Source organism: Pseudomonas sp. Irchel s3a12 (genome assembly GCF_900187485.1).
GTDB classification, from domain to species: Bacteria; Pseudomonadota; Gammaproteobacteria; order Pseudomonadales; family Pseudomonadaceae; genus Aquipseudomonas; species Aquipseudomonas neuropathica.
In genome coordinates, this window is record NZ_FYDN01000008.1 from 225,461 (window position 1) to 251,389 (window position 25,929).

At 60.1% G+C, this 25,929-nt stretch carries 24 protein-coding genes; 10 read left to right on the plus strand and 14 right to left on the minus strand.

What is annotated here, in order from left to right:
- Positions 1 to 91: 91 nt before the first annotated feature.
- The 3 genes from CKW14_RS15700 to CKW14_RS15710 form a co-directional block, all read right to left on the minus strand.
- Positions 92 to 436 carry a YegP family protein gene (locus tag CKW14_RS15700; protein WP_095049178.1) on the minus strand — a complete coding sequence of 115 codons (345 nt, stop codon included), beginning with the start codon at positions 434 to 436 and terminating at the stop codon, positions 92 to 94.
- A gap of 192 nt (positions 437 to 628) precedes the next feature.
- A complete protein-coding gene (locus tag CKW14_RS15705) occupies positions 629 to 934 on the minus strand; it encodes a ribbon-helix-helix domain-containing protein (RefSeq protein ID WP_095049177.1) in 306 nt (101 codons plus the stop codon).
- A gap of 13 nt (positions 935 to 947) precedes the next feature.
- A complete protein-coding gene (locus CKW14_RS15710) occupies positions 948 to 1,529 on the minus strand; it encodes a DJ-1/PfpI family protein (protein WP_095049176.1) in 582 nt (193 codons plus the stop codon).
- Between the two features lie 292 nt (positions 1,530 to 1,821).
- Here CKW14_RS15710 and CKW14_RS15715 point away from each other — a divergent pair, with 292 nt between their 5' ends.
- Positions 1,822 to 2,712 (plus strand): DMT family transporter, encoded by an 891-nt coding sequence (locus tag CKW14_RS15715; protein WP_095049175.1) that lies wholly within the window; start codon positions 1,822 to 1,824, stop codon positions 2,710 to 2,712.
- 111 nt (positions 2,713 to 2,823) lie between these two features.
- Here the strand turns inward: CKW14_RS15715 and CKW14_RS15720 are convergent, their stop codons facing one another.
- The 4 genes from CKW14_RS15720 to CKW14_RS15735 form a co-directional block, all read right to left on the minus strand.
- The gene (locus tag CKW14_RS15720) at positions 2,824 to 4,041 is read right to left on the minus strand and encodes an SAM-dependent methyltransferase (protein WP_095049174.1); all 1,218 of its coding nucleotides are present in this window, start codon (positions 4,039 to 4,041) and stop codon (positions 2,824 to 2,826) included.
- A gap of 284 nt (positions 4,042 to 4,325) precedes the next feature.
- Positions 4,326 to 4,943 carry a TPM domain-containing protein gene (locus CKW14_RS15725; RefSeq protein WP_095049173.1) on the minus strand — a complete coding sequence of 206 codons (618 nt, stop codon included), beginning with the start codon at positions 4,941 to 4,943 and terminating at the stop codon, positions 4,326 to 4,328.
- 33 nt (positions 4,944 to 4,976) lie between these two features.
- Entirely contained in the window at positions 4,977 to 5,729 is a 753-nt protein-coding gene (locus CKW14_RS15730; RefSeq protein ID WP_095049172.1) for a YgcG family protein, read from the minus strand.
- A gap of 13 nt (positions 5,730 to 5,742) precedes the next feature.
- Positions 5,743 to 6,351 (minus strand): LemA family protein, encoded by a 609-nt coding sequence (locus tag CKW14_RS15735; RefSeq protein WP_095049171.1) that lies wholly within the window; start codon positions 6,349 to 6,351, stop codon positions 5,743 to 5,745.
- A 262-nt stretch (positions 6,352 to 6,613) separates the two neighbouring features.
- Between CKW14_RS15735 and bglX the strand changes: the two genes are divergently transcribed.
- Complete coding sequence (gene bglX / locus CKW14_RS15740) at positions 6,614 to 8,905, plus strand: beta-glucosidase BglX (protein WP_095125605.1); 2,292 nt, start codon at positions 6,614 to 6,616, stop codon at positions 8,903 to 8,905.
- Between the two features lie 132 nt (positions 8,906 to 9,037).
- On the opposite strand, the gene CKW14_RS15745 is transcribed toward bglX, so the two are convergent.
- The 5 genes from CKW14_RS15745 to CKW14_RS15765 form a co-directional block, all read right to left on the minus strand.
- On the minus strand, positions 9,038 to 10,195 hold the full coding sequence (locus CKW14_RS15745; RefSeq protein ID WP_095049169.1) for a phosphatidylserine/phosphatidylglycerophosphate/cardiolipin synthase family protein: 1,158 nt from the start codon (positions 10,193 to 10,195) through the stop codon (positions 9,038 to 9,040).
- A 1-nt stretch (position 10,196) separates the two neighbouring features.
- Positions 10,197 to 10,787: a YceI family protein gene (locus CKW14_RS15750; RefSeq protein WP_095049168.1), complete on the minus strand. Its 591-nt coding sequence runs from the start codon at positions 10,785 to 10,787 to the stop codon at positions 10,197 to 10,199.
- Between the two features lie 183 nt (positions 10,788 to 10,970).
- Positions 10,971 to 11,267 carry an amidase gene (locus tag CKW14_RS15755; protein ID WP_095049167.1) on the minus strand — a complete coding sequence of 99 codons (297 nt, stop codon included), beginning with the start codon at positions 11,265 to 11,267 and terminating at the stop codon, positions 10,971 to 10,973.
- Positions 11,264 to 12,337 carry a serine hydrolase gene (locus tag CKW14_RS15760; protein WP_095049166.1) on the minus strand — a complete coding sequence of 358 codons (1,074 nt, stop codon included), beginning with the start codon at positions 12,335 to 12,337 and terminating at the stop codon, positions 11,264 to 11,266. The genes CKW14_RS15755 and CKW14_RS15760 overlap by 4 nt, the downstream gene beginning before the upstream one ends.
- 181 nt (positions 12,338 to 12,518) lie before the next feature.
- Complete coding sequence (locus tag CKW14_RS15765) at positions 12,519 to 13,397, minus strand: acyl-CoA dehydrogenase family protein (protein WP_095049165.1); 879 nt, start codon at positions 13,395 to 13,397, stop codon at positions 12,519 to 12,521.
- A 153-nt stretch (positions 13,398 to 13,550) separates the two neighbouring features.
- Here CKW14_RS15765 and olsB point away from each other — a divergent pair, with 153 nt between their 5' ends.
- Positions 13,551 to 14,306 (plus strand): L-ornithine N(alpha)-acyltransferase, encoded by a 756-nt coding sequence (olsB, locus tag CKW14_RS15770; protein ID WP_093438600.1) that lies wholly within the window; start codon positions 13,551 to 13,553, stop codon positions 14,304 to 14,306.
- Positions 14,306 to 15,100: a 1-acyl-sn-glycerol-3-phosphate acyltransferase gene (locus CKW14_RS15775; protein ID WP_095049164.1), complete on the plus strand. Its 795-nt coding sequence runs from the start codon at positions 14,306 to 14,308 to the stop codon at positions 15,098 to 15,100. The genes olsB and CKW14_RS15775 overlap by 1 nt, the downstream gene beginning before the upstream one ends.
- 105 nt (positions 15,101 to 15,205) lie before the next feature.
- Here the strand turns inward: CKW14_RS15775 and CKW14_RS15780 are convergent, their stop codons facing one another.
- Positions 15,206 to 15,790, minus strand: a complete 585-nt coding sequence (locus CKW14_RS15780; RefSeq protein ID WP_095049163.1) for an ACP phosphodiesterase — start codon at positions 15,788 to 15,790, stop codon at positions 15,206 to 15,208.
- Positions 15,791 to 15,960: 170 nt separating this feature from the next.
- Between CKW14_RS15780 and CKW14_RS15785 the strand changes: the two genes are divergently transcribed.
- From CKW14_RS15785 to CKW14_RS15795, 3 genes are read left to right on the plus strand one after another with little or no spacing between them, the layout of a single operon-like run.
- Positions 15,961 to 16,263, plus strand: coding sequence for a helix-turn-helix transcriptional regulator (locus CKW14_RS15785; RefSeq protein WP_007917068.1), 303 nt, complete (start codon positions 15,961 to 15,963; stop codon positions 16,261 to 16,263).
- A 34-nt stretch (positions 16,264 to 16,297) separates the two neighbouring features.
- Positions 16,298 to 17,464, plus strand: coding sequence for an MFS transporter (locus tag CKW14_RS15790; RefSeq protein WP_095049162.1), 1,167 nt, complete (start codon positions 16,298 to 16,300; stop codon positions 17,462 to 17,464).
- A 28-nt stretch (positions 17,465 to 17,492) separates the two neighbouring features.
- The gene (locus tag CKW14_RS15795; RefSeq protein WP_095049161.1) at positions 17,493 to 18,542 is read left to right on the plus strand and encodes an alkene reductase; all 1,050 of its coding nucleotides are present in this window, start codon (positions 17,493 to 17,495) and stop codon (positions 18,540 to 18,542) included.
- A gap of 474 nt (positions 18,543 to 19,016) precedes the next feature.
- On the opposite strand, the gene emhR is transcribed toward CKW14_RS15795, so the two are convergent.
- Entirely contained in the window at positions 19,017 to 19,649 is a 633-nt protein-coding gene (gene emhR / locus CKW14_RS15800) for an efflux system transcriptional repressor EmhR (RefSeq protein WP_016982806.1), read from the minus strand.
- A 266-nt stretch (positions 19,650 to 19,915) separates the two neighbouring features.
- On the opposite strand from emhR, the gene emhA reads away from it, so the two are divergent.
- From emhA to emhC, 3 genes are read left to right on the plus strand one after another with little or no spacing between them, the layout of a single operon-like run.
- Complete coding sequence (emhA, locus tag CKW14_RS15805; protein WP_095049160.1) at positions 19,916 to 21,073, plus strand: efflux RND transporter periplasmic adaptor subunit EmhA; 1,158 nt, start codon at positions 19,916 to 19,918, stop codon at positions 21,071 to 21,073.
- A 3-nt stretch (positions 21,074 to 21,076) separates the two neighbouring features.
- A complete protein-coding gene (gene emhB / locus CKW14_RS15810; protein WP_095125606.1) occupies positions 21,077 to 24,241 on the plus strand; it encodes an efflux RND transporter permease subunit EmhB in 3,165 nt (1,054 codons plus the stop codon).
- Positions 24,238 to 25,698 (plus strand): efflux RND transporter outer membrane subunit EmhC, encoded by a 1,461-nt coding sequence (emhC, locus tag CKW14_RS15815; protein WP_093438633.1) that lies wholly within the window; start codon positions 24,238 to 24,240, stop codon positions 25,696 to 25,698. Before emhB ends, emhC begins: the two co-directional genes overlap by 4 nt.
- Positions 25,699 to 25,929 lie beyond the last annotated feature (231 nt).

Consider the following 25,929-nt stretch of genomic DNA (forward strand, 5'->3'; position numbering starts at 1 on the left):
CGGTGAATCATTCAACATCGATGCTGAATGAAATGGCCTCATCGCTGGCAAGCCAGCTCCCACAGGAATGGTGGTGGATTTGAAAGCGGGTTTAGAGAACCGGCAAAGTCTTGTCCTTGATCACTTTGCTCGGCCCGTTCGTTTTAACGCTGGCAATGCCTTTATCGCACGCAGCATCCGATGAATACGCCTCGCTGTTACCGATGATCTGGTGATTGGCTGCTTTCAGATTGAAGTACGGATGGCCGTCCTTCGTTGACTTCTTCTCGTAGCGTTCATCCAGCGGGCTGTTGGTTTGCACCGCCGCGATGCCGCCGTCGGCCGCAGCGCGAGTGGTGTACAGCTCGCTGGTCAGAATCGTTTCGGCATTCGCCGCTTTCAACACGAACCTGAACTGACCGTTGCTGCTTTTACTGATTTCGTACCATCCGGACATGCTCGTTTCTCCTTGGCGATTGAGAGATTTCGCGCTTCAGAGTAAAGACCAGTCCTGATTATCTGTCGCCTGTACCGGCCCTATCGCTGGCAAGCCAGCTCCCACAGAGGTCTGTTGTGTGCCCTATAACTGTGCCGCATCACAATACCTGTGGGAGCTGGCTTGCCAGCGATGGGGTCAACCCGGTCTGGCCTATTTCACCACCGCCCGCACCACCGACAACTCCGGCGCACCCACCCGCCGCTGACTCAGATAGCGCGTACAACTCACCCGCAGGAACGAGGCAAAATTCACCACTTCCCCGCGATAATCCATCACCTCTTCATACAGCTTGGTGATCAGCTGGTTGGTGGTCATGCCGTCGACCTCGGCGATTTCACTGAGGATGTCCCAGAACTGATTCTCCAGGCGCAACGTCGTCACCACGCCGCAGATGCGCAACGAGCGCGAGCGTGATTCGTAGAGAATAGGGTCAGCCTTGACGTAGAGCTCGCACATCGGCGGATCCTCGTTACAGGGTGATTTTGGTGCCGAGCAAACCAAGGAAACCGGCCAGCCAGTTCGGATGCGCCGGCCATGCCGGGGCTGTGGCCAGATTGCCTTGAACGTGGCCGTCCGTCACCGGGATATCGATGTACGTACCACCCGCCAGTCGCACTTCCGGCGCGCAGGCCGGATAGGCACTGCATTCGCGCCCTTCAAGCACGCCCGCCGCTGCCAGCAATTGCGCGCCGTGGCAGACCGCAGCAATCGGTTTGCCGGCCTTGTCGAAGGCGCGCACCAGGTCGAGGACTTTTTCGTTCAGACGCAGGTATTCCGGCGCCCGACCGCCGGGGATCAGCAGCGCGTCATAATCGGCCTCGCTGACCTTGGCAAAGTCGAAGTTGAGGGCGAACAGGTGACCGGGCTTTTCGCTGTAAGTCTGATCGCCTTCGAAGTCATGGATCGCGGTGCGCACGGTTTTGCCGGCAGCCTTGTCCGGGCACACGGCGTGGACGGTGTGACCAACCATTTGCAGGGCCTGGAACGGCACCATCACTTCGTAATCTTCGACGTAATCGCCGACCAGCATCAGGATCTTTTTCGCGGCCATGGGGAGGACTCCTCTGGGGGAATGCTTGGGAGTATTCAAGGTAGACCTTATCCGCGAGGTCGGGTAACAACCGGCTACTACCGAGTTGACTCATCGCTGGCAAGCCAGCTCCCACAGGTTCTGAGGCGACCACCGATGTTGTGTTCAACTCGGACACTGTGGGAGCTGGCTTGCCAGCGATGCGATCTCAAACTGTACGGATAAGTCTGTGCCTAGCTGTAACAGCCCGAACTGCAAGGTTTATGGCTTTATGAAGGTCATTCCCTGCCACCTTCAATTCCGGTCCCCCATCATGTCCTCGCGCGAAAACACCGGCATGGCCCTCGGCCTGCTCGGCGTGGTGATCTTCAGCCTCACCCTGCCCTTCACCCGCATCGTAGTGCAGGAACTGCATCCGCTGCTCAACGGTTTGGGCCGCGCATTGTTCGCGGCGATTCCGGCGGCGCTGTTGCTTTTGTGGCGGCGCGAGAAATGGCCGACGTGGCAGCAAGTCAAAGGCCTGAGCCTGGTGATCGCCGGGGTGATTCTGGGTTTTCCGGTGTTGTCGGCGTGGGCCATGCAAACGTTGCCGGCGTCCCACGGTGCCTTGGTCAACGGACTGCAACCGCTGTGCGTGGCGCTGTATGCCGCGTGGTTGTCCCATGAGCGGCCGTCAAAAGCCTTCTGGGCCTGCGCAGCGTTGGGCAGTGCGTTGGTGCTCGGTTATGCGCTATACACCGGGGCCGGCAGCATTCAGGCGGGTGATCTGTTGATGCTCGGCGCGATTGCCGTCGGAGGACTGGGCTACGCCGAAGGCGGTCGACTGGCCAAGGAGATGGGCGGCTGGCAGGTGATCTGCTGGGCGCTGGTGCTGTCGACGCCGTTGTTGATCGGGCCGGTGCTGTATCTGGCGCTGCAACATCACGGTGCCGTGTCGGCGAAGGCCTGGTGGGCGTTTGGTTATGTGGCGTTGTTTTCGCAGTTTCTTGGGTTTTTCGCGTGGTACGCCGGGCTGGCCATGGGCGGGATCGCCCGGGTCAGTCAGATCCAATTGCTGCAGATCTTCTTCACCATCGCGTTTTCGGCGCTGTTCTTTGGCGAACATGTCGAGCCGATTACCTGGGTGTTTGCCTGCGGTGTGATTGCAACGGTCACGCTCGGGCGCAAAACCGCCGTGCGCCCTGCCCAACCTGCCACAGCCTGAACACATTCCCTTGTAGGAGCTGCCGCAGGCTGCGATCTTTTGATCTTGTTTTTTAAGATCAAAAGATCGCAGCCTGCGGCAGCTCCTACAGTGGTTGTATTTCAGATCTTGTCAGGTCAGGTAGCCGTCGGCGCGCAGCAGGGTTTCCAGGCAGTGTTCGCTGATGTGGTAGAAGGCCTTCAACTCTTCGATCTTCACCAACAACTGCGCCGGGTCCACCGGCTCGGCGCGTTTCACCGCCAGAATCATCTTGTTCTTGTTGGTGTGCTCCAGCGAGATGAACTCGAACACCTTGGTCTCGTAACCGCAGGCCTCGAGGAACAATGCGCGCAGGCTGTCGGTGACCATTTCGGCCTGCTGGCCCAAGTGCAAACCGTATTGCAGCATCGGTTTGAGCAGCGCCGGGCTCTGGATCTGCAGGCGGATCTGTTTGTGGCAGCACGGCGAGCACATGATGATCGACGCGCCCGAGCGGATGCCGGTGTGGATCGCGTAGTCGGTGGCGATATCGCAGGCATGCAGGGCGATCATCACGTCCAGCTCGCTCGGCGCCACGCTGCGCACATCACCGCACTTGAACACCAGCCCAGGATGATCGAGCTTCGCTGCCGCGGCGTTGCACAGGTTGACCATTTCTTCACGCAGCTCGACGCCGGTGACCTCGCCCTCGGCCTTCAAGGTGTTGCGCAGGTAATCGTGAATCGCAAAGGTCAGGTAACCCTTGCCCGAACCGAAATCCGCCACGCGCACCGGTTTGTCCAGGGCCAGCGGCGACGAGGTCAGGGCATGGCTGAACACTTCGATGAACTTGTTGATCTGCTTCCACTTGCGTGACATCGCCGGGATCAGCTCATGCTGCGCGTTGGTCACGCCCAGGTCCTTGAGGAACGGTCGGCTCAGTTCGAGGAAGCGATTTTTCTCGCGGTTGTGCTCGGCAGACGGCGCTTCGCGCAATTGCTGAGGTTTGCTCTTGAACAGCGAACTCTTGCCCTTTTTGCTGTATTCGAGCTGGGCTTCATCAGTCACCGCGAGTAAATGGGCATTTTTGAACGAGGCCGGCAACAACTCGGCAATCGCCGTCACACCGTCAGCCAATGGCAGGTTTTTGGTGATGTCGCGGGTTTTGTAGCGATAGACGAACGACAGATTCGGCTGCGCCTTGACCGTCACCGGTTTGATGATGACTCGCTGCAGATCCACTTCTTCGCCGACGTATTTGGCCAGCACCAGTTTGATGAAGCCGTTCTGTTCGAGGCTGGTTTGCAGCAGCTCGATGAACTGGGCGTGGTGATCGGGCGCAGGCTTGATGGACGGGGCAGTAACGGACATGAAAAAGCGGCCTCGGACGGGCGAAATCGGGAATGGCGGGTATTTTAGGGGGGATGGGGGTTGGGGACACGCTCTTATTTACCGAACGGTTGGTTAAAGCGGCCCTCACCCTAGCCCTCTCCCAGAGGTAGAGGGGACTGATTGGGGGATATTGACGAGATACACCGACTTGAACGATTTGCCTTGAATCCATAATCGACACGGTTTTTCAGGTCGATGTCGAGCGCAAGACACCTCGGTCGGCCCCCTCTCCCTCCGGGAGAGGGCTGGGGTGAGGGTTTGTCTCACCCCAGCACAATCAACCGATTCGGCAACTCATTCCTCACCTGCGTCACCGGCACATGCACCTTCAGCAATTCCCCACACGCCTCGATACACGTCACAAATCCCTCCAGCGTGCGCCCCTGCCTGACCTGCTCGGTAAACGCCGCGACAATCACATCCCAACTCTTGTTATCCAACCGCTTGGAAATCCCCTCATCCACCAGAATCTCCACATACCGCTCCGCCTCGCAGACAAAAATCAGCATGCCGGTACTGCCCACGGTGTGGTGCAGGTTCTGCTCTAGAAACTGCCGCCGCGCCAGATTCGAGGCGCGCCAGTGGCGCACGCGACGCGGGATCAAATGAGTGGTGATTTTCGGCAAACGAAACAGCAGACACAGCACGATAAACGCGCCCCACTGCACCAACAGCAGACTGCGCAGGGTCAGCCAGCCGGTCAGATAGTGCACGACGCCCGGCACCACCAGTGCCAAGAGGCTCGCCCACAGCAGCGGGATGTACGCGTAGTCATCGGCGCGCGCGGCTAGCACCGTCACCAGTTCGGCGTCGGTGTCGCGCTCGACCCGGGCAATCGCCTCGGCGACTTTGCGTTGTTCGTGTTCGGTCAGTAGTGCCATGTTGAAAAGTGCCTGCTCATTATTCTTCTGATATCACCAGCCGCCGGACGAACCACCGCCGCCGAAACTGCCCCCGCCGCCGCTGAAGCCTCCACCTCCACCGCCGCCAAATCCGCCACCACCGCCGAAGCCGCCCCCTCCTCCAGAGCCACCCCGGCCGGCAGGCAGGATACCGAGCATCTGGCAGACAAACACCGTCAGGATGAACAACATCACCAAAAACACAAACAATGCCGGATGCCGCGAGATGAAATCATCGGACGGATCACCGGTGGATTCATACACCGTCGACGGTTCATCGAGCGGATTGCCACCCAGCACCACCAGCATCGCCGCCACGCCGTCGCTGATGCCTTTGCTGAAATTGCCGCTCTTGAACGCGGGCGTGATGACTTGATGGATGATCACTGAAGTCTGCGCATCGGTCAGCCGATCCTCCAGGCCATAACCGACTTCGATGCGCAGTTTGCGCTCGTCACGGGCAACGATCAGCAGCGCGCCGTTGTTCTTGTCCTTTTGACCAATTGCCCAGTGACGCCCGAGTTGAACGCCAAAGTCCTCGATGGTCGTACCTTGCAGATCCGGCAGCGTGACCACGACCAACTGCTCGCCGGTCGCCTGTTCGTGGGCCTGCAACTGCTGGGTCAGTTGCGTGCGCACCGACGGCTCGAGCATCTGCGCTTCGTCCACCACCCGCCCGCTCAGCGCCGGGAACGTCAACTCGGCCTGGGCGCTGACGGCGAACAGCCACAGCATCAGCACCAGACCCATTTTCAACACGCGCATGGACAACCTCGAATCAGAATTTCACTTCCGGGGCCTTTTCCGCGCCGGGCGTGGTGGCTTCGAAGGTTTCGCGGATCGGCAGATCGCTGTACATCACGCTGTGCCAGAGGCGACCGGGGAAGGTGCGGATCTCGGTGTTGTATTTCTGCACCGCCAGAATGAAATCGCGGCGAGCCACCGCAATGCGGTTTTCCGTGCCTTCCAGCTGCGATTGCAGGGCGAGGAAGTTCTGGTTGGCTTTCAGATCCGGATAGCGCTCGGACACCACCATCAGGCGGCTCAATGCACCGGTCAGTTGATCCTGCGCCTGCTGGAATTGCTTAAGTTTCTCGGGATTGTCGAGGGTGCTGGCGTCGACCTGAATCGAGGTCGCTTTCGCCCGCGCCTCAATCACTGCCGTGAGGGTTTCCTCTTCATGCTTGGCATAACCCTTCACCGTTTCCACCAGGTTGGGGATCAGGTCGGCGCGGCGCTGGTACTGGTTCTGCACCTGGCCCCACGCAGCTTTGGCCTGTTCGTCGAGGGTCGGGATATTGTTGATTCCGCACGCGGTCAACAGCGTGACCAGCACCAGCAGTGTGGCGACCTGCAAACGCGAGCGATTGGTTGGGCTTACATTCATCGCAGTGATGCTCCTTGGCACATATCATTATAAAAACCGAGCGCGAAACATTCTCAGCGGGCTGTTGGGGCATAATCGGCCGCGTCGCTGGATTACGACGGGGCAATGGGCTAAAAAGTGCCCTGCGTGATCATGCGGCCAAGTGTCGGCTGCCGTTTTTTGGCTCTGTTTCTTTGAGCCTGTACCCGAACAACAATAGTCGCTCCCTAAATTTTGGCTGGCCGGCGTTGCATTGCCGCATGGGCCCTTGAGAAAACTATTCATGAAGAAGCTGTGTTTGCTGGGTCTGTTCGTCAGCCTGGCCAGTCATCAAGTATTGGCCGCCACGACCCCGGTACCTCTGGAAAACAAGGACGCGTTCATCAGCAACCTGATGAAGCAAATGACCCTCGACGAGAAGATCGGCCAGTTGCGCCTGATCAGCATCGGCCCGGAAATGCCCCGTGAGCTGATCCGCAAGGAGATTGCCGGTGGCAACATCGGCGGCACGTTCAACTCGATCACCCGCGCGGAAAACCGTCCGATGCAGGACGCCGCCATGCGCAGCCGCCTGAAGATTCCGATGTTTTTCGCGTACGACGTGATCCACGGTCACCGTACGATTTTCCCGATTCCACTGGCCCTCGCTTCGAGCTGGGACATGGACGCCATCGGTCAGTCCGGGCGCGTTGCTGCTAAAGAAGCCGCTGCCGACAGCCTCGACATCACCTTCGCGCCGATGGTCGACATCTCCCGCGACCCGCGCTGGGGCCGCAGCTCCGAAGGCTTCGGTGAAGACACCTACCTGACTTCACGCATTGCCGGCGTCATGGTGCGCGCCTATCAGGGGGCCACCCCGAGCGCGGCCGACAGCATCATGGCCAGCGTCAAGCACTTCGCCCTGTACGGCGCGGTCGAGGGCGGTCGCGACTACAATACTGTCGACATGAGCCCGGTGAAGATGTACCAGGACTACCTGCCACCGTACCGCGCCGCGATCGATGCCGGCGCTGGCGGTGTGATGGTCGCGTTGAACTCGATCAACGGCATTCCGGCCACCGCCAACACCTGGCTGATGAATGATCTGCTGCGCAAAGACTGGGGCTTCAAGGGCCTGGCGGTCAGCGACCACGGCGCGATTTTCGAACTGATCAAGCACGGCGTGGCCCGCGACGGTCGTGAAGCGGCGAAGCTGGCGATCAAGGCCGGTATCGACATGAGCATGAACGACACCCTGTACGGCAAAGAACTGCCGGGACTGCTCAAGTCCGGCGAGATCGAACAGAAAGACATCGACAACGCCGTACGCGAAGTGCTCGCGGCCAAGTACGACATGGGCCTGTTCAAAGACCCGTACCTGCGCATCGGCAAGGCTGAAGATGATCCGGCCGACACCTACGCCGAAAGCCGCCTGCACCGCGCCGAGGCCCGTGAAGTGGCGCGTCGCAGTCTGGTGCTGCTGAAGAACCAGAACGAAACCCTGCCGCTGAAGAAAGACGCAAAAGTCATGCTGGTCGGCCCATTGGCCAAAGCACCGATCGACATGATGGGCAGCTGGGCCGCCGCCGGGCGCCCTGCGCAATCGGTCACGCTGTTCGATGGCATGAGTTCGGTGATCGACAACAAGTCAAACCTGATCTACGCCCGTGGCGCCAACATCACCAGCGACAAGAAGGTGCTCGACTACCTGAACTTCCTCAACTTCGATGCGCCGGAAGTGGTCGATGACCCGCGCCCGGCCAACGTGCTGATCGACGAAGCGGTAAAAGCCGCCAAGGACGCTGACGTGATCGTTGCGGCTGTGGGCGAATCCCGTGGCATGTCTCATGAATCCTCCAGCCGCACCGACCTGAACATCCCGGAAAACCAACGTGAGCTGATCCGCGCGCTGAAAGCCACCGGCAAACCGCTGGTGCTGGTGCTGATGAACGGCCGCCCACTGACCATTCTCGAAGAGAACCAGTCTGCTGACGCGATTCTGGAAACCTGGTTCAGCGGCACCGAGGGCGGCAACGCCATCGCCGACGTGCTGTTCGGCGACTACAACCCGTCGGGCAAACTGCCGGTGACCTTCCCGCGCTCCGTGGGCCAGATCCCGACTTACTACAACCACCTGAGCATTGGCCGGCCGTTCACGCCGGGCAAACCGGGCAACTACACCTCGCAGTATTTCGATGACACGACCGGGCCGCTGTTCCCGTTCGGTTATGGCCTGAGCTACACCCAATTCGCCCTCAGTGACATGGCGCTGTCGTCGACCACCCTGAACGCCACCGGCAAACTCGACGCCAGCGTCATGGTCAAGAACACCGGCAAGCGTGACGGCGAAACCGTGGTGCAGTTGTACATTCAGGACGTCACCGGCTCGATGATTCGTCCGGTGAAAGAACTGAAGAACTTCCAGAAAATCATGCTCAAGGCCGGTGAACAGAAAGTCGTGCACTTCACCATCTGCGAGGATGACCTGAAGTTCTACAACGCCCAGCTCAAATACGCGGCGGAGCCTGGCAAGTTCAACGTGCAGATCGGCCTGGATTCCCAGGACGTGACGCAGCAGAGCTTTGAATTGCTGTAACCGGTTTTTGCTCGGCTGATCGTTCCCACGCTCCGCGTGGGAATGCCTCAAGGGACGCTCCGCGTCCAGTGACGCGGAGCGTCACGGGCTGCATTCCCACGCAGAGCGTGGGAACGATCATCAGGTGAGCGGTTATCCGCGGCGGTCGAGGATGTTGACCACCACCCGATCCACCCAGCCCCACACCCGCTGCTTCACCCGCCGCCACAACGGCCGGCGCTTCCATTCCTCCAGGCTCACCTGCTGACTCAGCCCGAAGTCCTTCACAAAACTCGCCTGCACCGCTGCCGTCAACGACGGATCCAGCGCCTCCAGATTCGCCTCCAGATTGAAGCGCAGGTTCCAGTGATCGAAGTTGCACGAACCGATGCTCACCCAATCGTCCACCAGCACCATTTTCAAATGCAGAAAGCACGGCTGATATTCGAAGATCTGCACCCCGGCCTTAAGCAGTCGCGGGTAATAACGATGCCCGGCGTAACGCACTGACGGATGATCAGTGCGCGGCCCGGTCAACAGCAAACGCACATCGACACCGCGCGCCGCAGCCTTGCGCAGGGAGCGGCGGATTTTCCAGGTCGGCAGGAAGTACGGCGTGGCCATCCAGATGCGTTTGTGCCCGCTGTTCAGCGCACGGAACAGCGACTGCAGAATGTCGCGATGCTGGCGGGCGTCGGCATACGCCACTCGGCCCATGCCCTCGCCCTTGTCCGGCACCCGTGGTAATCGCGGCAAGCCGAAATGCGCGGCCGGGCGCCAGGCGCGGCGATAGCGGTTGGCGATCCACTGACGATCAAACAGCAATTGCCAGTCGATCACCAGTGGGCCGCTGATCTCGACCATCACTTCGTGCCACTCGCTGGTGTCGTGCCCCGGTGTCCAGAACTCATCAGTGACTCCGGTGCCGCCGACCACTGCCAGACGCTGATCGACCAACAGCAACTTGCGATGATCACGATAGAAATTGCCGACCCAGCGCCGCCAATTCAGCCGATTGTAGAAACGCAGTTCAACCCCGGCATGGGTCAGGCGCTGACGCAGATTGAGGGTGAACGCCAGGCTGCCGTAATCATCGAACAGGCAACGCACGCGCACACCACGCTCGGCGGCCAGCACCAACGCTTGCACGATGGTTTCGGCACAGGCGCCGGCCTCGACCAGATACAACTCCAGTTCGATCTGCTCCTGCGCGCCAGCAATCTGCTCAAGCATGCGCGGAAAGAATTGCGGGCCATCGATCAACAGCTCGAAGCGGTTGCCATCGCGCCACGGGAACACCGCGCCGCGCATGTCAGCGCGCCGTGAAAATCAGCACCGCACCCACCGGCACCGACAGACTGATCGCCGACAGGTCGGCGAGTTTGCGCAGGCTTTCCAGCCCCGGCACCAGATCGAAATCCTCGGCGTTGATCACCAGCGGCTCCAGGGTGACCACTTGAAAACGCCGGTCATCGAGGCGCGTCGCCAGCAGCTCAGCGGGGTATTCGTGTTGCTTGCCGTGCAGGTTGACGGTCAGCGGCAGACGCAATTCCAGCTGCGCACCGGGGGCCAGATCGTTGATTGGGCGCAGGTCGATCTGGGTGGTGATGGTCGCTTCGGGGAATTGCTCGATCTGGAACAGCTCCTTGCGCATGCGCTCGTCACGCAGCGGGATGCCACTGTTGATCGAATCCAGCTCGACTTCGACTTCGGCGCGACCGTTGGGGTCGACCTTGCCGTGCAACACCAGAAAGCGCTGCACCTCGGAAATATGGGTGTTTTTCGTGCTGACAAAAGACAGCCGCGACGACTCGCCGTCCAGATACCAATTGGCCTGCGCCGGCAACGCGACGGTGGCGAGCAGCAGACTGGACAGGGTTGCACAGAGAGAGCGGTTGAACATTGAACACTCGTAGGGCCGATAAACCTGCACGAACCTTAACCGCCCACGCTGTTATTGCAAACTGAAGATCACACCCGGTGGGAGCGAGCCTGCTCGCGAAGACGTCATCTGCCTCAACAGAGAAGGTGCGCCTGCTATTGCATTCGCGAGCAGGCTCGCTCCCACAAAAAACAATCGGGTGTTTCAGGGATTCAGGCGACAGCCTTGCCGTTCGCTTTGCCACTGGGCGCGGTTGCTGCGGCCCATGCCGCTGACCGTGATGGTTTTGTTCGCGCTGTCATCCGTGAATTGGCTGGTCGGCAGCCATTGTTTTACATAGCCACGGCAGTACTCGGCATCATTGTTCATCACATAACGACAGGAACAATATTCCTTGGCGGTGTAGGCGCTGATGATGTCGGGGAAGGCCCACAGATTTTCGCGCTCGTAGACGATCCAGCCGAGCAACAGGACCAGCATTAACAGGAATAAGCGCTTCATGGGCGCACCGCCTTCAGCACACGCTTAAGCAACTCGTTGTGACGGTAGCTGCCGTCGCGATCATCGCCATATCGCACGATCACCAGTTTCTCGCTGGGGATCACGTAAAGCGCCTGGCCCCAGTGGCCGAGGGCCGCGAAGGTGTCGAGCGGTGCATCGGGCCACGGTGACAAGGCGCCATCGGCCGGGCGATTGAGCCACCATTGACCGCCGGGCACCGCTTCGTCCTGATGAGCCTTGTAGCCGGCGAAGGGCTGCCGATTGAAGTCGACCCACTCCTTGGGCAGCAATTGCCGATCGTTCCAGCGCCCGTCACGGGCCATCAACAGACCGACGCGCGCCAGATCCCTCGCCGTCAGGTAAGCATAAGACGACGCGACAAACGTGCCGTTGGCATCAGTCTCCCAAACGGCGTGGCGGATGCCCAACGGTTCGAACAACGCCGTCCACGGATAATCAGGATAACGCTGCGGGCCGACGATATTTTTCAACGCCGCCGCGAGCAGGTTGCTGTCGCCGCTGGAATAACGGAAGGCCTGCCCCGGTTCGGCGTAAGCATCGTGATCGGCGGTGAACGCGGCCATGTCGCGATGGCCCCGGGTGTAGAGCATCGCCACCACCGAGGATTTCAGTGGCGCGTATTCGTAGTCTTCCTGCCAGTCGATACCGGAGGCCCAGTGCAACAGATCGGCGATTTTGATGGCCGGGTGTTGTTCCAGCGGCGGGTAAAACTGCACGACCGGGGCTTCGAGTTTGAACAGGCCTTCGCCATACGCCATACCGAGGACGGTGGCCATCAGACTTTTGCTGATTGACCAAGTCAGATGCGGGGTTTGTTCGGTGGTCGGGCCGGCGTAACGTTCGTAGAGGATCTGGCCGTCGTGGATGATCAGCAGGGCATCGGTGCGGATGCCTTTGCGGGTTGTGTCGTCGCGGGGTGGGAAGGCGTAATTATCCAGCGCTCCGGTATCGGTGATCGTCGTGCCGATTGGCCATTCTTCACCCGGCCATTGTTCGGCGTGAACGGTGAAGCTGATCAGTAGCAGAAACAGCGACAGGCCTTTGCGCATGGTGAGGGCTCTTGGGGAGGACCTGCTGAGATTAGTCGGGACTCATGACAAATTTGAGATTTTGCTTTTCCATGAAATCGCCATCGCTGGCAAGCCAGCTCCCACAGGGTTCTTGAGTGGATACAAATTTTGTGAACACCTGTGAAACCTGTGGGAGCTGGCTTGCCAGCGATGGGGCCAGTCAGGACACCACCAGTGCCTTGGCCAACCGCTTGGCCCGAGCGCCGGAGGCCAACTGCATCACCCCCCGATCCCGCTGCCACATCTGCGCCCATTCTGCCGGTCCGTCAGACAACGCCTGACTCACCTCCCCCTCCAGCGCTTCAAACTGCGCAAACAACCCGCCCAACAACACATGCCCGGCCGGATTGTTCGGCGGTTGCCGACTCGCCTCCGCACACCCGGCCAACAGCGCCAGCAAGCGCAATTGCAGCGCCTGCGGCCAGTCACTGTCCTGGCCGACGCCATATAGCCACGCGGTCATCGCGCTCAGCACATAAACGTCCTCCAGGGTGCGGAACGGTTTGACGTAAGCGTCCCAACCATCGCCGGCCAACAACTCGCACAACGCGTTATCAAGCTGCAGCCGACCATGGCTGATGTCAGGCATCAACGGCAGCGCCGGCAGCTTCTCCACGGTCACGCCGGGTTCGCCGGGATACACCACCGCCAGACTCAGGCGCGGCGTTTCACCGGATTCTTCACTGCGCGCGGCGATCAGCAACCAGTCCGCCGCATCGCCGGCGGTGACAAAATCCTTGCGTCCGCTCAGACGTAAATCGGCAAGCCGCGTGTGCATGTCCGCCGGACGCAAACTGCGCTGTTCGGTCGCACACAACGCACCGAGGCTCAGCGGTGCACTCGGCCACAACATGCGCAATGCCGCCTGGTAACCGACCAGAAACGCCAGCCCCGGCGTCGCCATCCGCCGCCCGCCCGCGACCGCCAATTCGAACGGGGTGACGTTGCCCAGTTGCTGCAACAACGTCGCAAAACCCTCGGCCAGGTCAGCAACGGCGGGCAATCGTTCACGGCAGTGCAGCAAATCTGGCCAGGGCATAAGAGGCTCCTTGTGGGCTGTCATATAAGCATCACCGAACGTTCATGGCGATGACACCGGGGCTACATAGCCTGACTTTGCACAACACGGCTGCATAAAGAAAGTCGATCGGCTGCAACCCACGACGGGTTAACGGCCCGTACGGAGATTCACATGACTCAGATCGCCCGCATCAGCGACACCGGCAATGAACGCCGCCTGCAAGCCGAACGCCTGATCGGCGCCGAGGCCTTGCAGCAAGCCCAGGCCTTACGCTTCAACGTCTTCAGCGGCGAGTTCAACGCCAAACTGAAAGGCGCGGAACTGGGTCTGGACATGGATGATTATGATGTTCACTGCAGCCACATCGGTGTGCGTGACTTGAACACCGGCCGTTTGGTGGCGACCACGCGTCTGCTCGATCACACCGCCGCCAGCAGCCTCGGCAAGTTTTACAGCGAAGAAGAATTCAGCCTGCACGGCCTGACGCATCTGCAAGGCCCGATCCTCGAAATCGGTCGCACCTGCGTCGACCCGGCCTATCGCAACGGCGGCACCATTGCGGTGTTGTGGGGCGAATTGGCCGAAGTGTTGAATCAGGGCGGTTACAGCTACTTGATGGGTTGCGCGAGCATTCCTATGCAAGACGGCGGCATCCAGGCCCACGCGATCATGCAGCGTTTGCGTGAACGCTATCTGTGCACCGAACACCTGCGCGCCGAACCGAAAAATCCGCTGCCGACGCTGGATATTCCTTCCAACGTGATCGCCGAAATGCCGCCGCTGCTCAAGGCCTACATGCGCCTGGGCGCGAAGATCTGCGGCGAGCCGTGCTGGGACGAAGACTTCCAGGTCGCCGATGTGTTTATCCTGCTCAAGCGCGACGAACTCTGCCCGCGCTACGCCAAGCACTTCAAGGCGGCCGTGTGATGAGCCGGCTGCGGGTGTACGCGCGGATCGCGCGGGTGCTGCTGGTGGTGGCGCTGGGGTTGACCATGGCCACTGTCTTTGGCGTATTTGAACGAATTGGCCTGGCGCATTCGATGGAACGGCGTCAGCGCTGGTCGCGCTTCTTCATGGCGCGCCTGAGCAATGCCCTGCCCTTTCGCGTGACCGTGCACGGTGAGCTGCCGAAACAGCCGATGCTGTGGGTCAGCAATCATGTGTCGTGGACTGATATTCCGCTGCTCGGCATGCTCACGCCGTTGTCGTTTCTGTCCAAGGCCGAAGTGCGTACCTGGCCGGTGGCTGGTTGGCTGGCGGCGAAGGCTGGCAGCCTGTTCATCCGTCGCGGTTCGGGCGACAGCCAGTTGATCCGCAAGCAGATGACCCGTCACCTGCAAACCGACCACGCCCTGCTGATGTTCCCGGAAGGCACCACCACCGATGGCCGCTCGCTGCGTACCTTTCATGGTCGCTTGCTGGCGGCGGCGATTGATTCCGAGGTGATGCTGCAACCGGTGGCGATCCGTTATCTGCGTGATGGCGAGATCGATGCGCTGGCGCCGTTCATTGGTGATGATGATCTGCTCTCGCACCTGATGCGTCTGTTCAGCAATGATTGCGGCGATGTCGAAGTCCATCTGCTCAAGCCGCTTGCCTGTCAGGGTCGTGAGCGTGCGGCGTTGGCATTTGAAGCACAGCAGGCGGTGCAGAAGGCGTTGTTTGGTGAGGTGGCGAAACCGGCCGAACCGCGTCGTGCAGGCGAACTGATCGCCGCCTGAAAACACACATCCCCTGTAGGAGTGAGCCTGCTCGCGAAAGCGGTGTCTCAGCCAATGTAGATGCTGAATGACACGCCGCCTTCGCGAGCAGGCTCGCTCCCACATTTAGATCTTCAGTGATTCGGGGTTTTGGGCGAAGTCCTGGAGTTGCGGGTAGAACAAGCGGAAGTCTTCACTGAGCGGCTCATACAACCGCCGCAATTCCTCCATCGCCCCCCCCAACTCTTCCGGCCGGGTCAGTCGCCGTGAGATGCCGCGCAACACCTGCTCCAGCACTTCAAATTCCTGATACGAGCCCAACCAGTCATTAGCGACCATGTGCGGGGCAATCTTCGCCAGACGTTCGGGTAATTGCGGTTCTCGGGACAGCACTCGATAGACATCAGCGGTGAAGTGTTCCAGAGGCTGATCGGCATACAGCGTCCAGTCCCGGGCCAGGCAATGATCGAAAAACACGTCGAGGACGATCCCGGCATAACGCCGCCTCGTATCGGAAAACCGCCCCAACGCAACGTCCACCAACGGATGGCGATCGGTAAACACGTCAATCCGCCGATGCAGTTGAATGGCCGCCTCGACCTCCGGGGCAAACTGCCCTTGCAGCCGACCTTTGACGAAATCGCCATACAGACTGCCGAGCAGTTGCCCGGGGCGCTGGCCACCGAGGTGTAAATGTGCGAGATAGTTCATGGGCGCAGCTTAGCACTGCGACCCACAAGCCATACACCCACGTATCGTTATAACGCGATATACCAATTTATGCTGATGTCAGATCAAAATCATATTGGTGTATCGCGATCTAACGATTTATATTTCGCCACATCGCGATATAGCGTTGTACACATTGTGAGCACCCTGCCATGAACCTCGACCTCGACGAAATAATAAAAGCCCTGGCGCACCCAGTACGGCGAGACATCCTCAACTGGCTGAAAGACCCGAAGAACGAATTTCCGGAACAGTTGCACAACCACGAGTACGGCATCTGCGCCGGGCAGATCGATCAACGCTGCGGCTTGTCGCAATCGACCGTTTCGGCACACCTCGCAACGTTGCAGCGCGCCGGCCTGATCAGCAGCCAGAAGGCCGGGCAATGGCACTTTTTCAAACGTAACGAGGACGTGATCCAGGCGTTCCTCAGCACCCTCAGTAAAGAGCTCTGACCCTTAACGTCAGCCAGCCGACAAGGAAACCCGCATGCCCCTCTCGCTCCTCATTCTCGCCTTGAGCGCCTTCGCCATCGGCACCACCGAGTTCGTCATCATGGGCCTGCTGCCCAATGTGGCGGCCGACCTCGGTGTGTCGATACCCGGCGCCGGTTGGCTGGTGACCGGATACGCCCTCGGCGTGGCCATCGGTGCGCCGTTCATGGCCATGGCCACCGCCAGACTGCCGCGTAAAGCGGCGCTGGTGGCGTTGATGGGCATCTTTATTGTCGGCAACCTGCTCTGCGCCATTGCCAGTGATTACAACGTGCTGATGTTCGCCCGGGTGATCACCGCGCTGTGCCACGGTGCGTTCTTCGGCATCGGTTCGGTGGTGGCGGCCAATCTGGTGCCGGCCAACAAACGTGCTTCGGCGGTGGCGTTGATGTTCACCGGCCTGACCCTGGCCAACGTCCTCGGTGTGCCGCTGGGCACTGCGCTGGGTCAGCAATACGGCTGGCGCTCGACCTTCTGGGCGGTGACCGTTATCGGCGTGATCGCGCTGATCGGCCTGATCCGCTTCCTGCCGGCCAAGCGTGACGAAGAAAAACTCGACATGCGCGCCGAACTCGCCGCCCTCAAAGGTGCCGGGATCTGGCTGTCGCTGAGCATGACCGCGCTGTTCGCCGCCTCCGTCTTCACCCTGTTCACCTACGTCGCCCCGCTGCTCGGCGAAGTCACCGGCGTGTCACCGCGTGGCGTGACCTGGACGCTGATGCTGATCGGCCTGGGCCTGACCGTCGGCAACATCATCGGCGGCAAACTCGCCGACAAGGGCATGGCCGCGACGTTGATCGGCGTGTTCATCGCCATGGCCGTGGTCTCCACCGTACTGACCTGGACCAGCGTTGCGCTGATCCCGACTGAAATCACTCTGTTCCTCTGGGCCACCGCGTGTTTCGCCGCCGTGCCGGCGCTGCAAGTCAACGTGGTGACCTTCGGCAAAGCCGCACCGAACCTGGTTTCGACCCTGAACATCGGCGCCTTCAACGTCGGCAACGCCCTCGGCGCCTGGGTCGGCGGCAGCGTCATCGCCCACGGCTATGGCCTGACCAGCGTGCCACTCGCGGCGGCGGCTCTGGCCGTGCTCGCCCTGCTGGTGACCCTGATTACTTTCCGTCAGAACGGCAATGCCGATCTGGCCCCGGCAACCAACTGATTAACTTTTACTTACGAGGGTTGTAGACATGGCAACTATTTTTGATCCGATCAAACTCGGCGACGTCGAGCTGGCCAACCGCATCATCATGGCCCCGCTGACCCGCTGCCGCGCCGACGAAGGCCGCGTACCGAACGCGCTGATGGCTGAATACTACGTACAGCGCGCGTCCGCTGGCCTGATCCTCAGTGAGGCCACTTCGGTGACGCCAATGGGCGTTGGCTACCCGGACACCCCGGGAATCTGGTCCAACGATCAAGTGCGCGGCTGGGCCAACGTGACCAAAGCGATTCACGGCGCTGGCGGCAAGATCTTCCTGCAACTGTGGCACGTGGGCCGTATCTCCCACGAGTCGTACCTCAACGGTGAAACGCCGGTGGCACCAAGCGCGATCCAGCCTAAAGGTCACGTCAGCCTGGTGCGCCCACTGGCCGACTACCCAACCCCGCGGGCACTGGAAACCGCTGAAATCGCCGACATCGTCGACGCTTACCGCACTGGTGCCGAGAACGCCAAAGCCGCCGGTTTCGACGGCGTGGAAATCCACGGCGCCAACGGTTACCTGCTCGACCAGTTCCTGCAAAGCAGCACCAACCAGCGCACCGACAACTACGGTGGCTCGCTGGAAAACCGTGCGCGCCTGCTGCTGGAAGTGACTGACGCCGCGATCGAAGTCTGGGGCGCTGGTCGCGTTGGTGTGCACTTGGCACCGCGCGCTGACTCCCATGACATGGGCGATGACAACCTGGCGGAAACCTTCACCTACGTCGCACGTGAACTGGGCAAGCGCGGCATCGCGTTCATCTGCTCCCGTGAGAAAGAAGGCGCCGACAGCCTCGGCCCGCAATTGAAAGAGGCGTTCGGTGGCCCGTACATTGCCAACGAAAAATTCACCAAGGACAGCGCCAATGAATGGCTGGCCAGCGGCAAGGCTGATGCCGTGGCATTTGGTGTGCCGTTCATTGCCAACCCGGATCTGCCGGCTCGTTTGCAGGCGGATGCGCCGTTGAATGATGCGCGTCCGGAGTTGTTCTACGGCAAAGGCCCGGTCGGTTACATCGACTATCCAGCGCTATAAGCAGTAGGAACACAAAGCCCCCGACTTTTGAGAGTCGGGGGCTTTTTTGTGCTCGCCTGGAGAATGATTGCGCGTCTGAGTACGTAGCCCCTCACCCCAGCCCTCTCCCAGGGGATAGGGAGCCGATCGGGGAACGTTCGAAATCGGAGCTCAACCGGATATTTCAGGTCGGCGTAACTCGCAAGAACACCTCGGTCAGTCCCTCTCCTTCTGGGAGAGGGGGCCGATCGGGGAATGTTCGGGACGTGAGTTCAACCGGACATTTCAGGTCTGCGTAACTCGAAAGAACACCTCGGTCAGTCCCCTCTACCTCTGGGAGAGGGTTAGGGTGAGGGCAAGCGGCTTACACTCATTCACACAGAAGACACAAATCCCCTACAAAATGCGTAGCTCGCTACGTTTAAACTCCCCCCGCTGCGAAGCTATATAAAGGCAGGCCAATTGACATAAGCGGTGTCAATTACGCATTTTGTTTCATTTGCGCAGGCTGGGGCTCAGGCGCAGCATATCCAACCCTGTATCGACCCAACGCTCGGCCTCGGCATGCAGCTCAAAGCTGTCCGGCGCCAGAAGCCATCCATACAGAAGGCCATCGATATAGCTGTGAATACTGATGGCCGCGCGGGCGGTGTCGAGATCTTCTGGCAACTGGCCGCGATTGACCGCATTACGCAACGTCAGAGCGATGCGCTCGTTGCAATCGAGACTGACGTCCCGGCGCTGCTGGCGCAAATCGCACATTTCATCGGTGAACTCGCACTTATGAAACAGAATTTCGTTGATACGCCGGGTTTTCGGGTCCAGCGCAACTTGATGAAACAAATGAATCAGCAGTTGGCGCATGCAGCCCAACGGATCGAGTTCATCTTCACTTTCGCTGGCCCTGGCCAATTCATCCAGCGGCTCACGCAGCGAATCCAGCATGGCCTGGACCAGATCGGCCTTGTTACTGAAATGCCAGTAAATAGCACCACGTGTGACGCCGGCCATTGTCGCGATATCGGCCAGCGTCGTACGAGCGACACCCCTTTCATAAAAGGCTTTCTCCGCCGCTTCCAGGATCTGGCTACGGGTTTCTTGAGCTTCCTCTTTGGTACGACGGACCATGACAGTAAAACCTCAAACAGGATGTTTCAGGGATGGCTGAATATCCGCTGAATAAAGAGGGGGCGATCTCTCACGGATCTGCTCCCCGGCCTACAATTTCAAACCTTGCGACGAGTTTTGTAACAGGGTGGATACGACGCCAAGGTATTTACAAACAACCATGAACGTAAGTATATTCCTTAGCAAGCTACTTATCCACCCGATACCCATTTTTTACCCTTCCACACTTCTTGTGCGCTTTTTGCGCGCCTGACCCGAGGATCTTCATGCAATTCAAGCCAGCTGTTACCGCTCTGGTCACTGCCGTCGCCCTGGCATCGCTGCTCAGCGGATGTAAAAAGGAAGAAGCGGCACCGGCCGCTCCACCGCCTCAGGTCGGCGTCGTCACCCTGCAACCACAAGCCTTTACCCTCACCTCCGAACTGCCGGGGCGCACCAGTGCGTACCGCATCGCGGAAGTTCGACCACAGGTCAACGGCATCATTCTCAAGCGCCTGTTCAAGGAAGGCGGCGATGTCAAAGCCGGTCAGCAGCTGTATCAGATCGATCCGGCGGTTTATGAAGCAACCCTGAAAAGCGCCGAAGCCAGCCTGCGTTCGACCAAGTCGATCTCCGACCGCTACAAGCAACTGGTCGATGAACAGGCCGTGAGCCGCCAGGAATACGACACCGCCGTGGCCAACCGCATGGAATCGGAAGCGTCGCTGCAGAGCGCGCAGATCAACGTGCGTTACACCAAGGTGTACGCGCCGATCTCCGGGCGTATCGGCCGCTCTTCGGTCACCGAAGGTGCCTTGGTGAGCAATGGTCAAACCGACGCCATGGCCGTGATCCAGCAACTGGACCCGATCTACGTTGATGTCACCCAGTCCTCGGTGGAACTGCTGGAGCTGCGCCGCGAACTGGAAAGCGGTCGTCTGCAGAAAGCGGGTGACAACGCCGCCGCAGTCAAGCTGACTCTGGAAGACGGCAGCCAATACAAGCTCGACGGTAAGCTGGAATTCTCCGAAGTGTCGGTCGACCAGACCACCGGTTCGGTAACCCTGCGCGCCGTGTTCCCGAACCCGGATCACACCCTGTTGCCAGGCATGTTCGTCCACGCGCAGCTGCAGGCCGGTGTCAACAGCGCCGCGATCCTCGCCCCGCAGCAAGGCGTGACCCGTGACCTCAAAGGCACGCCGACCGCACTGGTCGTCGGCCCGGACAACAAAGTCGAGTTGCGTCAGTTGAAGGCCAGCCGCACCGTCGGCAGCCAATGGCTGATCGAAGACGGCTTGAAGGCCGGCGATCGCCTGATCACCGAAGGGCTGCAATTCGTCAAACCGGGCGTCGAGGTCAAACCGACTGAAGCGACCAACGTCGGCACCAAGAACCCGGCCCCCGCTCAGGCAGCTGACAAAGCCGCCGGCGGCAAAGGGGAGTAATCCATGTCAAAATTCTTCATCGACCGTCCGATTTTCGCCTGGGTAATTGCCCTGGTGATCATGCTGGTCGGGGCACTTTCGATCCTGAAATTGCCGATCAACCAGTACCCAAGCATTGCGCCACCGGCCATTGCGATCTCCGTGACCTACCCGGGCGCTTCGGCGCAAACCGTGCAGGACACCGTGGTCCAGGTGATCGAGCAGCAGCTCAACGGTATCGACAACTTGCGTTATGTGTCCTCGGAAAGTAACTCCGACGGCAGCATGACCATCACCGCGACCTTCGAGCAAGGCACCAACTCCGACACCGCGCAGGTGCAGGTTCAGAACAAGCTGAACCTCGCCACTCCGCTGTTGCCGCAGGAAGTGCAGCAACAAGGTATCCGCGTGACCAAGGCAGTGAAAAACTTCCTGCTGGTCATCGGCGTGGTCTCGCGTGACGGCAGCATGACCAAGGACGACTTGTCCAACTACATCGTGTCGAATATGCAGGATCCGATTTCGCGGACTGCTGGCGTCGGTGACTTCCAGGTCTTCGGTGCCCAGTATGCGATGCGCATCTGGCTCGACCCGGCCAAGCTGAACAATTTCAACCTGACCCCGATCGACGTGAAGACTGCCATCGCGGCGCAAAACGTCCAGGTCTCGTCCGGCCAGCTCGGCGGCTTGCCGGCCGTACAGGGCCAGCAGTTGAACGCGACGATCATCGGCAAGACCCGTCTGCAGACGGCCGAGCAGTTCAAGGAAATCCTGCTCAAGGTCAACAAGGACGGTTCGCAGGTTCGCCTCAAAGACGTGGCTGATGTTGGCCTGGGTGGCGAAAACTACGCCATCAGTGCCCAGTTCAACGGCAGCCCGGCATCCGGTCTGGCAGTGAAACTGGCCAACGGCGCCAACGCCCTCGATACGGCCAAAGCCTTGCGCACCACTATCGACAGCCTCAAGCCGTTCTTCCCGCCAGGCATGGAAGTGGTGTTCCCGTACGACACGACCCCCGTAGTGACCGAGTCGATCAAAGGTGTGGTTCACACGCTGGTCGAAGCGATCGCGCTGGTGTTCCTGGTGATGTTCCTGTTCCTGCAGAACTTCCGCGCCACCGTCATCACCACGATGACCGTGCCGGTGGTATTGCTCGGTACGTTCGGCATCCTCGCCGCCGCCGGTTTCAGCATCAACACCCTGACCATGTTCGGCATGGTACTGGCCATCGGTTTGCTGGTGGACGATGCCATCGTCGTGGTGGAAAACGTCGAGCGAGTCATGGCTGAGGAGGGACTGTCTCCGAAGGAAGCGACCAAGAAATCCATGGGCCAGATCCAGGGCGCACTGGTTGGTATCGCCTTGGTACTGTCGGCGGTTCTGCTGCCAATGGCGTTCTTCGGTGGCTCGACCGGTGTGATCTACAAGCAGTTCTCGATCACCATTGTCTCGGCCATGGCCCTGTCGGTGCTGGTCGCGCTGATCTTCACCCCGGCACTCTGCGCGACCATGCTCAAGCCTATTCCCCATGGTGAGCACGGCGTTCCGAAAAAAGGCTTCTTCGGCTGGTTCAACCGCAACTTCGATCGCAGCGTCAAAAGCTACGAGCGTGGCGTCGGCAATATCCTGCGCCAGAAGGTGCCTTACCTGCTGGCCTACGCGCTGATTCTGATCGGCATGATCTGGTTGTTCATGCGCATCCCCTCCTCCTTCCTGCCGGAAGAAGACCAGGGCGTACTGTTCGCTCAAGTGCAGACCCCGGCCGGTTCCAGCGCCCAGCGCACCCAGGTAGTCGTGGATGAAATGCGTGAATACCTGCTGCGTCCGACCAAGGATGGCGGTGAAGGTGACACCGTCGCCTCGGTGTTCACCGTGACCGGTTTCAACTTCGCCGGCCGTGGTCAGAGCTCGGGTATGGCATTCATCATGCTCAAGCCATGGGATGAGCGTAACGCCGACAACAGCGTGTTCAAGCTGGCGGCTCGCGCCCAGCAGCACTTCTTTACCTTCCGCGACGCGATGGTGTTCGCCTTCGCCCCGCCGGCAGTGCTGGAGTTGGGTAACGCCACCGGTTTCGACGTGTTCCTGCAGGACCGCGCCGGTATCGGTCATGAAAAACTGATGGAGGCACGCAACCAGTTCCTCGGCATGGCGGCGCAAAGCAAAGTGTTGTCGCAGGTACGTCCGAACGGTCTGAATGACGAGCCGCAATTCCAGCTCGAAATCGATGACGAGAAGGCCAGCGCCCTGGGCGTTACCATCAGCGACATCAACAACACCTTGTCGATTGCTTTGGGTAGTAGCTACGTCAACGACTTCATCGACCGTGGTCGGGTGAAGAAGGTGTACGTGCAAGGCCAGCCGGATTCGCGCATGAAACCGGAAGACTTGAAGAAGTGGTACGTACGCAACGCCAGCGGCACCATGGTTCCGTTCTCGGCATTCGCCAAGGGCGAGTGGATCTACGGTTCGCCGAAGCTCTCGCGCTACAACGGTGTGGAAGCGGTGGAAATCCTCGGTGCCCCGGCTCCAGGTTACTCCACGGGTGAAGCCATGGCCGAGGTCGAAGCCATTGCCGCGAAACTGCCGAAAGGCGTAGGCATCTCCTGGACGGGGCTGTCCTATGAAGAACGTCTGGCGGGTTCGCAGGCGCCGGCACTGTTTGCGCTGTCGCTGCTGATGGTATTCCTGTGTCTGGCGGCTCTCTATGAGAGCTGGTCGATTCCGATTGCGGTGGTGCTCGTGGTGCCGCTGGGGATCATCGGTGCCTTGCTGGCGACCAGTCTGCGCGGGCTGTCCAACGACGTGTACTTCCTGGTGGGGCTGTTGACGACCATCGGTCTGGCAGCGAAAAACGCCATTCTGATCGTCGAGTTCGCCAAGGAATTGCATGAACAGGGCGCCAGTCTGCGCGACGCAGCCATCGAAGCTTGCCGCATGCGTCTGCGTCCGATCATCATGACGTCCCTGGCGTTCATCCTCGGCGTAGTGCCTCTGGCAATTTCCACAGGCGCCGGCTCAGGCAGCCAGCACGCCATTGGCACCGTGGTAATTGGCGGTATGATCACCGCCACCGTACTCGCGATTTTCTGGGTACCCCTGTTCTTCGTTACGGTTTCGTCCATGGGCCAGCGTAAAATCACCGACCCGGATGACACTAAAGAAACTCCTAAAGAGGCTGGCCAATGAGCAAGTCGCTACTCTCCATCGCAGTCGCCGCCTTCGTGCTGAGCGGTTGCTCGCTGATACCTGATTATCAGCAGCCTGAGGCTCCGGTCGCAGGTCAGTACCCGCAGGGGCCGGCCTATTCGCCGGCCCAGGCACCGGCGCAAGCCGCTGCCGAGCAAGGCTGGAAGCAGTTTTTCCATGACCCGGCGCTGCAACAGCTGATCCAGGTGTCCCTGGAAAATAACCGCGACCTGCGTGTCGCGGCGCTGAACATCGACGCCTATGCGGCTCAATACCGCATCCAGCGCGCCGACCTGTTCCCGGCGGTATCGGCCAATGCCAGCGGCAGCCGTCAGCGGGTTCCGGCCCGTGCATCGCAGACCGGCGAGTCGAGCATCACCAGCTCCTACTCCGCCACTGTCGGCATCAGCGCCTACGAACTCGACCTGTTCGGTCGCGTTCGCAGCCTGAGCGAACAAGCGCTGCAACAATACTTCGCCACCGAAGAAGCACGCCGCAGCACCCAGATCAGTCTGGTCGCCAGCGTCGCCAATGCTTACCTGACCTGGCAAGCGGACAAGGAACTGCTCAAGCTGACCCAGGACACCCTCGGTGCCTTCGAAGAAAGCTACAAGCTGACCAGCCGCAGCAACGAAGTCGGTGTGGCTTCGGCACTGGACCTGGCGCAGTCGCGCACCTCGGTCGAGAACGCTCGCGCACAACTGGCGCGTTACACCCGCCAGGTGGCGCAGGACGAAAACAGCCTGACCCTGCTGCTCGGCACTGGTATCCCGGCTAATCTGCAAACGGCCAAACCGCTGTCCGATGACCTGCTCAGCGACGTACCGGCCGGCCTGCCTTCGGACCTGCTGCAACGTCGTCCGGACATTCTGCAAGCCGAGTACAACCTGAAAGCGGCCAACGCCAACATTGGCGCAGCCCGTGCCGCGTTCTTCCCGAGCATCAGCCTGACCGCCAACGCGGGCAGCCTGAGCCCGGACCTGTCCGGCCTGTTCAAGGGTGGTTCGGGGACGTGGTTATTCCAGCCGCAGATCAACCTGCCGATCTTCAACGCCGGCAGCCTGCGCGCCAGCCTCGACTACGCCAAGATCCAGAAGGACATTGGCGTGGCGAACTACGAGAAGTCCATTCAAACGGCCTTCCAGGAAGTCGCCGACGGCCTCGCCGCCCGCCAGACCTACACCGAGCAGTTGCAAGCGCAGCGTGACTTCGTCGCGGCCAACCAGGATTACTACCGCCTGGCCGAACGTCGCTACCGCATCGGCGTCGACAGCAACCTGACCTTCCTCGATGCCCAGCGTCAGCTGTTCAGCGCGCAACAAGCGCTGATCACCGACCGCCTCGCTCAGCTGACCAGTGCGGTCAACCTGTACAAGGCCTTGGGCGGTGGCTGGAATGCGCAGACCGCGCAGAACGAACCGCTGAAAGAAGAAGCGCCGAAGATGAAGTTGTTCTGATCATCGGCTGAATACAAGGAGCCCACCGATTGGTGGGCTTTTTGTTGCCTGTCAGAAAGTTGTGGTGTCTGGGCTGGCCCCATCGCTGGCAAGCCAGCTCCCACAATGTTCTGTGGTGTACCCAACATTGTGAACGACACAAAAACCTGTGGGAGCTGGCTTGCCAGCGATGAGGCCCTCCCATTCACCCAAAACCCCGAGCAAATCTTGCGTTCGATAATCGCCCAAAAA

Bases quoted from the DNA above. Each gene is read 5' to 3' on its own strand.
- CKW14_RS15790 (WP_095049162.1), top strand. From the start codon at position 16,298: ATGCCCCTCTCGCTCCTCATTCTCGCCTTGAGCGCCTTCGCCATCGGC.
- CKW14_RS15750 (WP_095049168.1), bottom strand. From the start codon at position 10,787: ATGTTCAACCGCTCTCTCTGTGCAACCCTGTCCAGTCTGCTGCTCGCC.
- emhB (WP_095125606.1), top strand. From the start codon at position 21,077: ATGTCAAAATTCTTCATCGACCGTCCGATTTTCGCCTGGGTAATTGCC.
- CKW14_RS15710 (WP_095049176.1), bottom strand. From the start codon at position 1,529: ATGGCCGCGAAAAAGATCCTGATGCTGGTCGGCGATTACGTCGAAGAT.
- CKW14_RS15775 (WP_095049164.1), top strand. From the start codon at position 14,306: ATGAGCCGGCTGCGGGTGTACGCGCGGATCGCGCGGGTGCTGCTGGTG.
- CKW14_RS15730 (WP_095049172.1), bottom strand. From the start codon at position 5,729: ATGCGCGTGTTGAAAATGGGTCTGGTGCTGATGCTGTGGCTGTTCGCC.
- CKW14_RS15795 (WP_095049161.1), top strand. From the start codon at position 17,493: ATGGCAACTATTTTTGATCCGATCAAACTCGGCGACGTCGAGCTGGCC.
- CKW14_RS15760 (WP_095049166.1), bottom strand. From the start codon at position 12,337: ATGCGCAAAGGCCTGTCGCTGTTTCTGCTACTGATCAGCTTCACCGTT.
- olsB (WP_093438600.1), top strand. From the start codon at position 13,551: ATGACTCAGATCGCCCGCATCAGCGACACCGGCAATGAACGCCGCCTG.
- CKW14_RS15780 (WP_095049163.1), bottom strand. From the start codon at position 15,790: ATGAACTATCTCGCACATTTACACCTCGGTGGCCAGCGCCCCGGGCAA.
- bglX (WP_095125605.1), top strand. From the start codon at position 6,614: ATGAAGAAGCTGTGTTTGCTGGGTCTGTTCGTCAGCCTGGCCAGTCAT.
- CKW14_RS15785 (WP_007917068.1), top strand. From the start codon at position 15,961: ATGAACCTCGACCTCGACGAAATAATAAAAGCCCTGGCGCACCCAGTA.
- emhC (WP_093438633.1), top strand. From the start codon at position 24,238: ATGAGCAAGTCGCTACTCTCCATCGCAGTCGCCGCCTTCGTGCTGAGC.
- emhR (WP_016982806.1), bottom strand. From the start codon at position 19,649: ATGGTCCGTCGTACCAAAGAGGAAGCTCAAGAAACCCGTAGCCAGATC.
- CKW14_RS15725 (WP_095049173.1), bottom strand. From the start codon at position 4,943: ATGGCACTACTGACCGAACACGAACAACGCAAAGTCGCCGAGGCGATT.
- CKW14_RS15735 (WP_095049171.1), bottom strand. From the start codon at position 6,351: ATGAATGTAAGCCCAACCAATCGCTCGCGTTTGCAGGTCGCCACACTG.
- emhA (WP_095049160.1), top strand. From the start codon at position 19,916: ATGCAATTCAAGCCAGCTGTTACCGCTCTGGTCACTGCCGTCGCCCTG.
- CKW14_RS15755 (WP_095049167.1), bottom strand. From the start codon at position 11,267: ATGAAGCGCTTATTCCTGTTAATGCTGGTCCTGTTGCTCGGCTGGATC.
- CKW14_RS15705 (WP_095049177.1), bottom strand. From the start codon at position 934: ATGTGCGAGCTCTACGTCAAGGCTGACCCTATTCTCTACGAATCACGC.
- CKW14_RS15715 (WP_095049175.1), top strand. From the start codon at position 1,822: ATGTCCTCGCGCGAAAACACCGGCATGGCCCTCGGCCTGCTCGGCGTG.
- CKW14_RS15765 (WP_095049165.1), bottom strand. From the start codon at position 13,397: ATGCCCTGGCCAGATTTGCTGCACTGCCGTGAACGATTGCCCGCCGTT.
- CKW14_RS15720 (WP_095049174.1), bottom strand. From the start codon at position 4,041: ATGTCCGTTACTGCCCCGTCCATCAAGCCTGCGCCCGATCACCACGCC.
- CKW14_RS15745 (WP_095049169.1), bottom strand. From the start codon at position 10,195: ATGCGCGGCGCGGTGTTCCCGTGGCGCGATGGCAACCGCTTCGAGCTG.
- CKW14_RS15700 (WP_095049178.1), bottom strand. From the start codon at position 436: ATGTCCGGATGGTACGAAATCAGTAAAAGCAGCAACGGTCAGTTCAGG.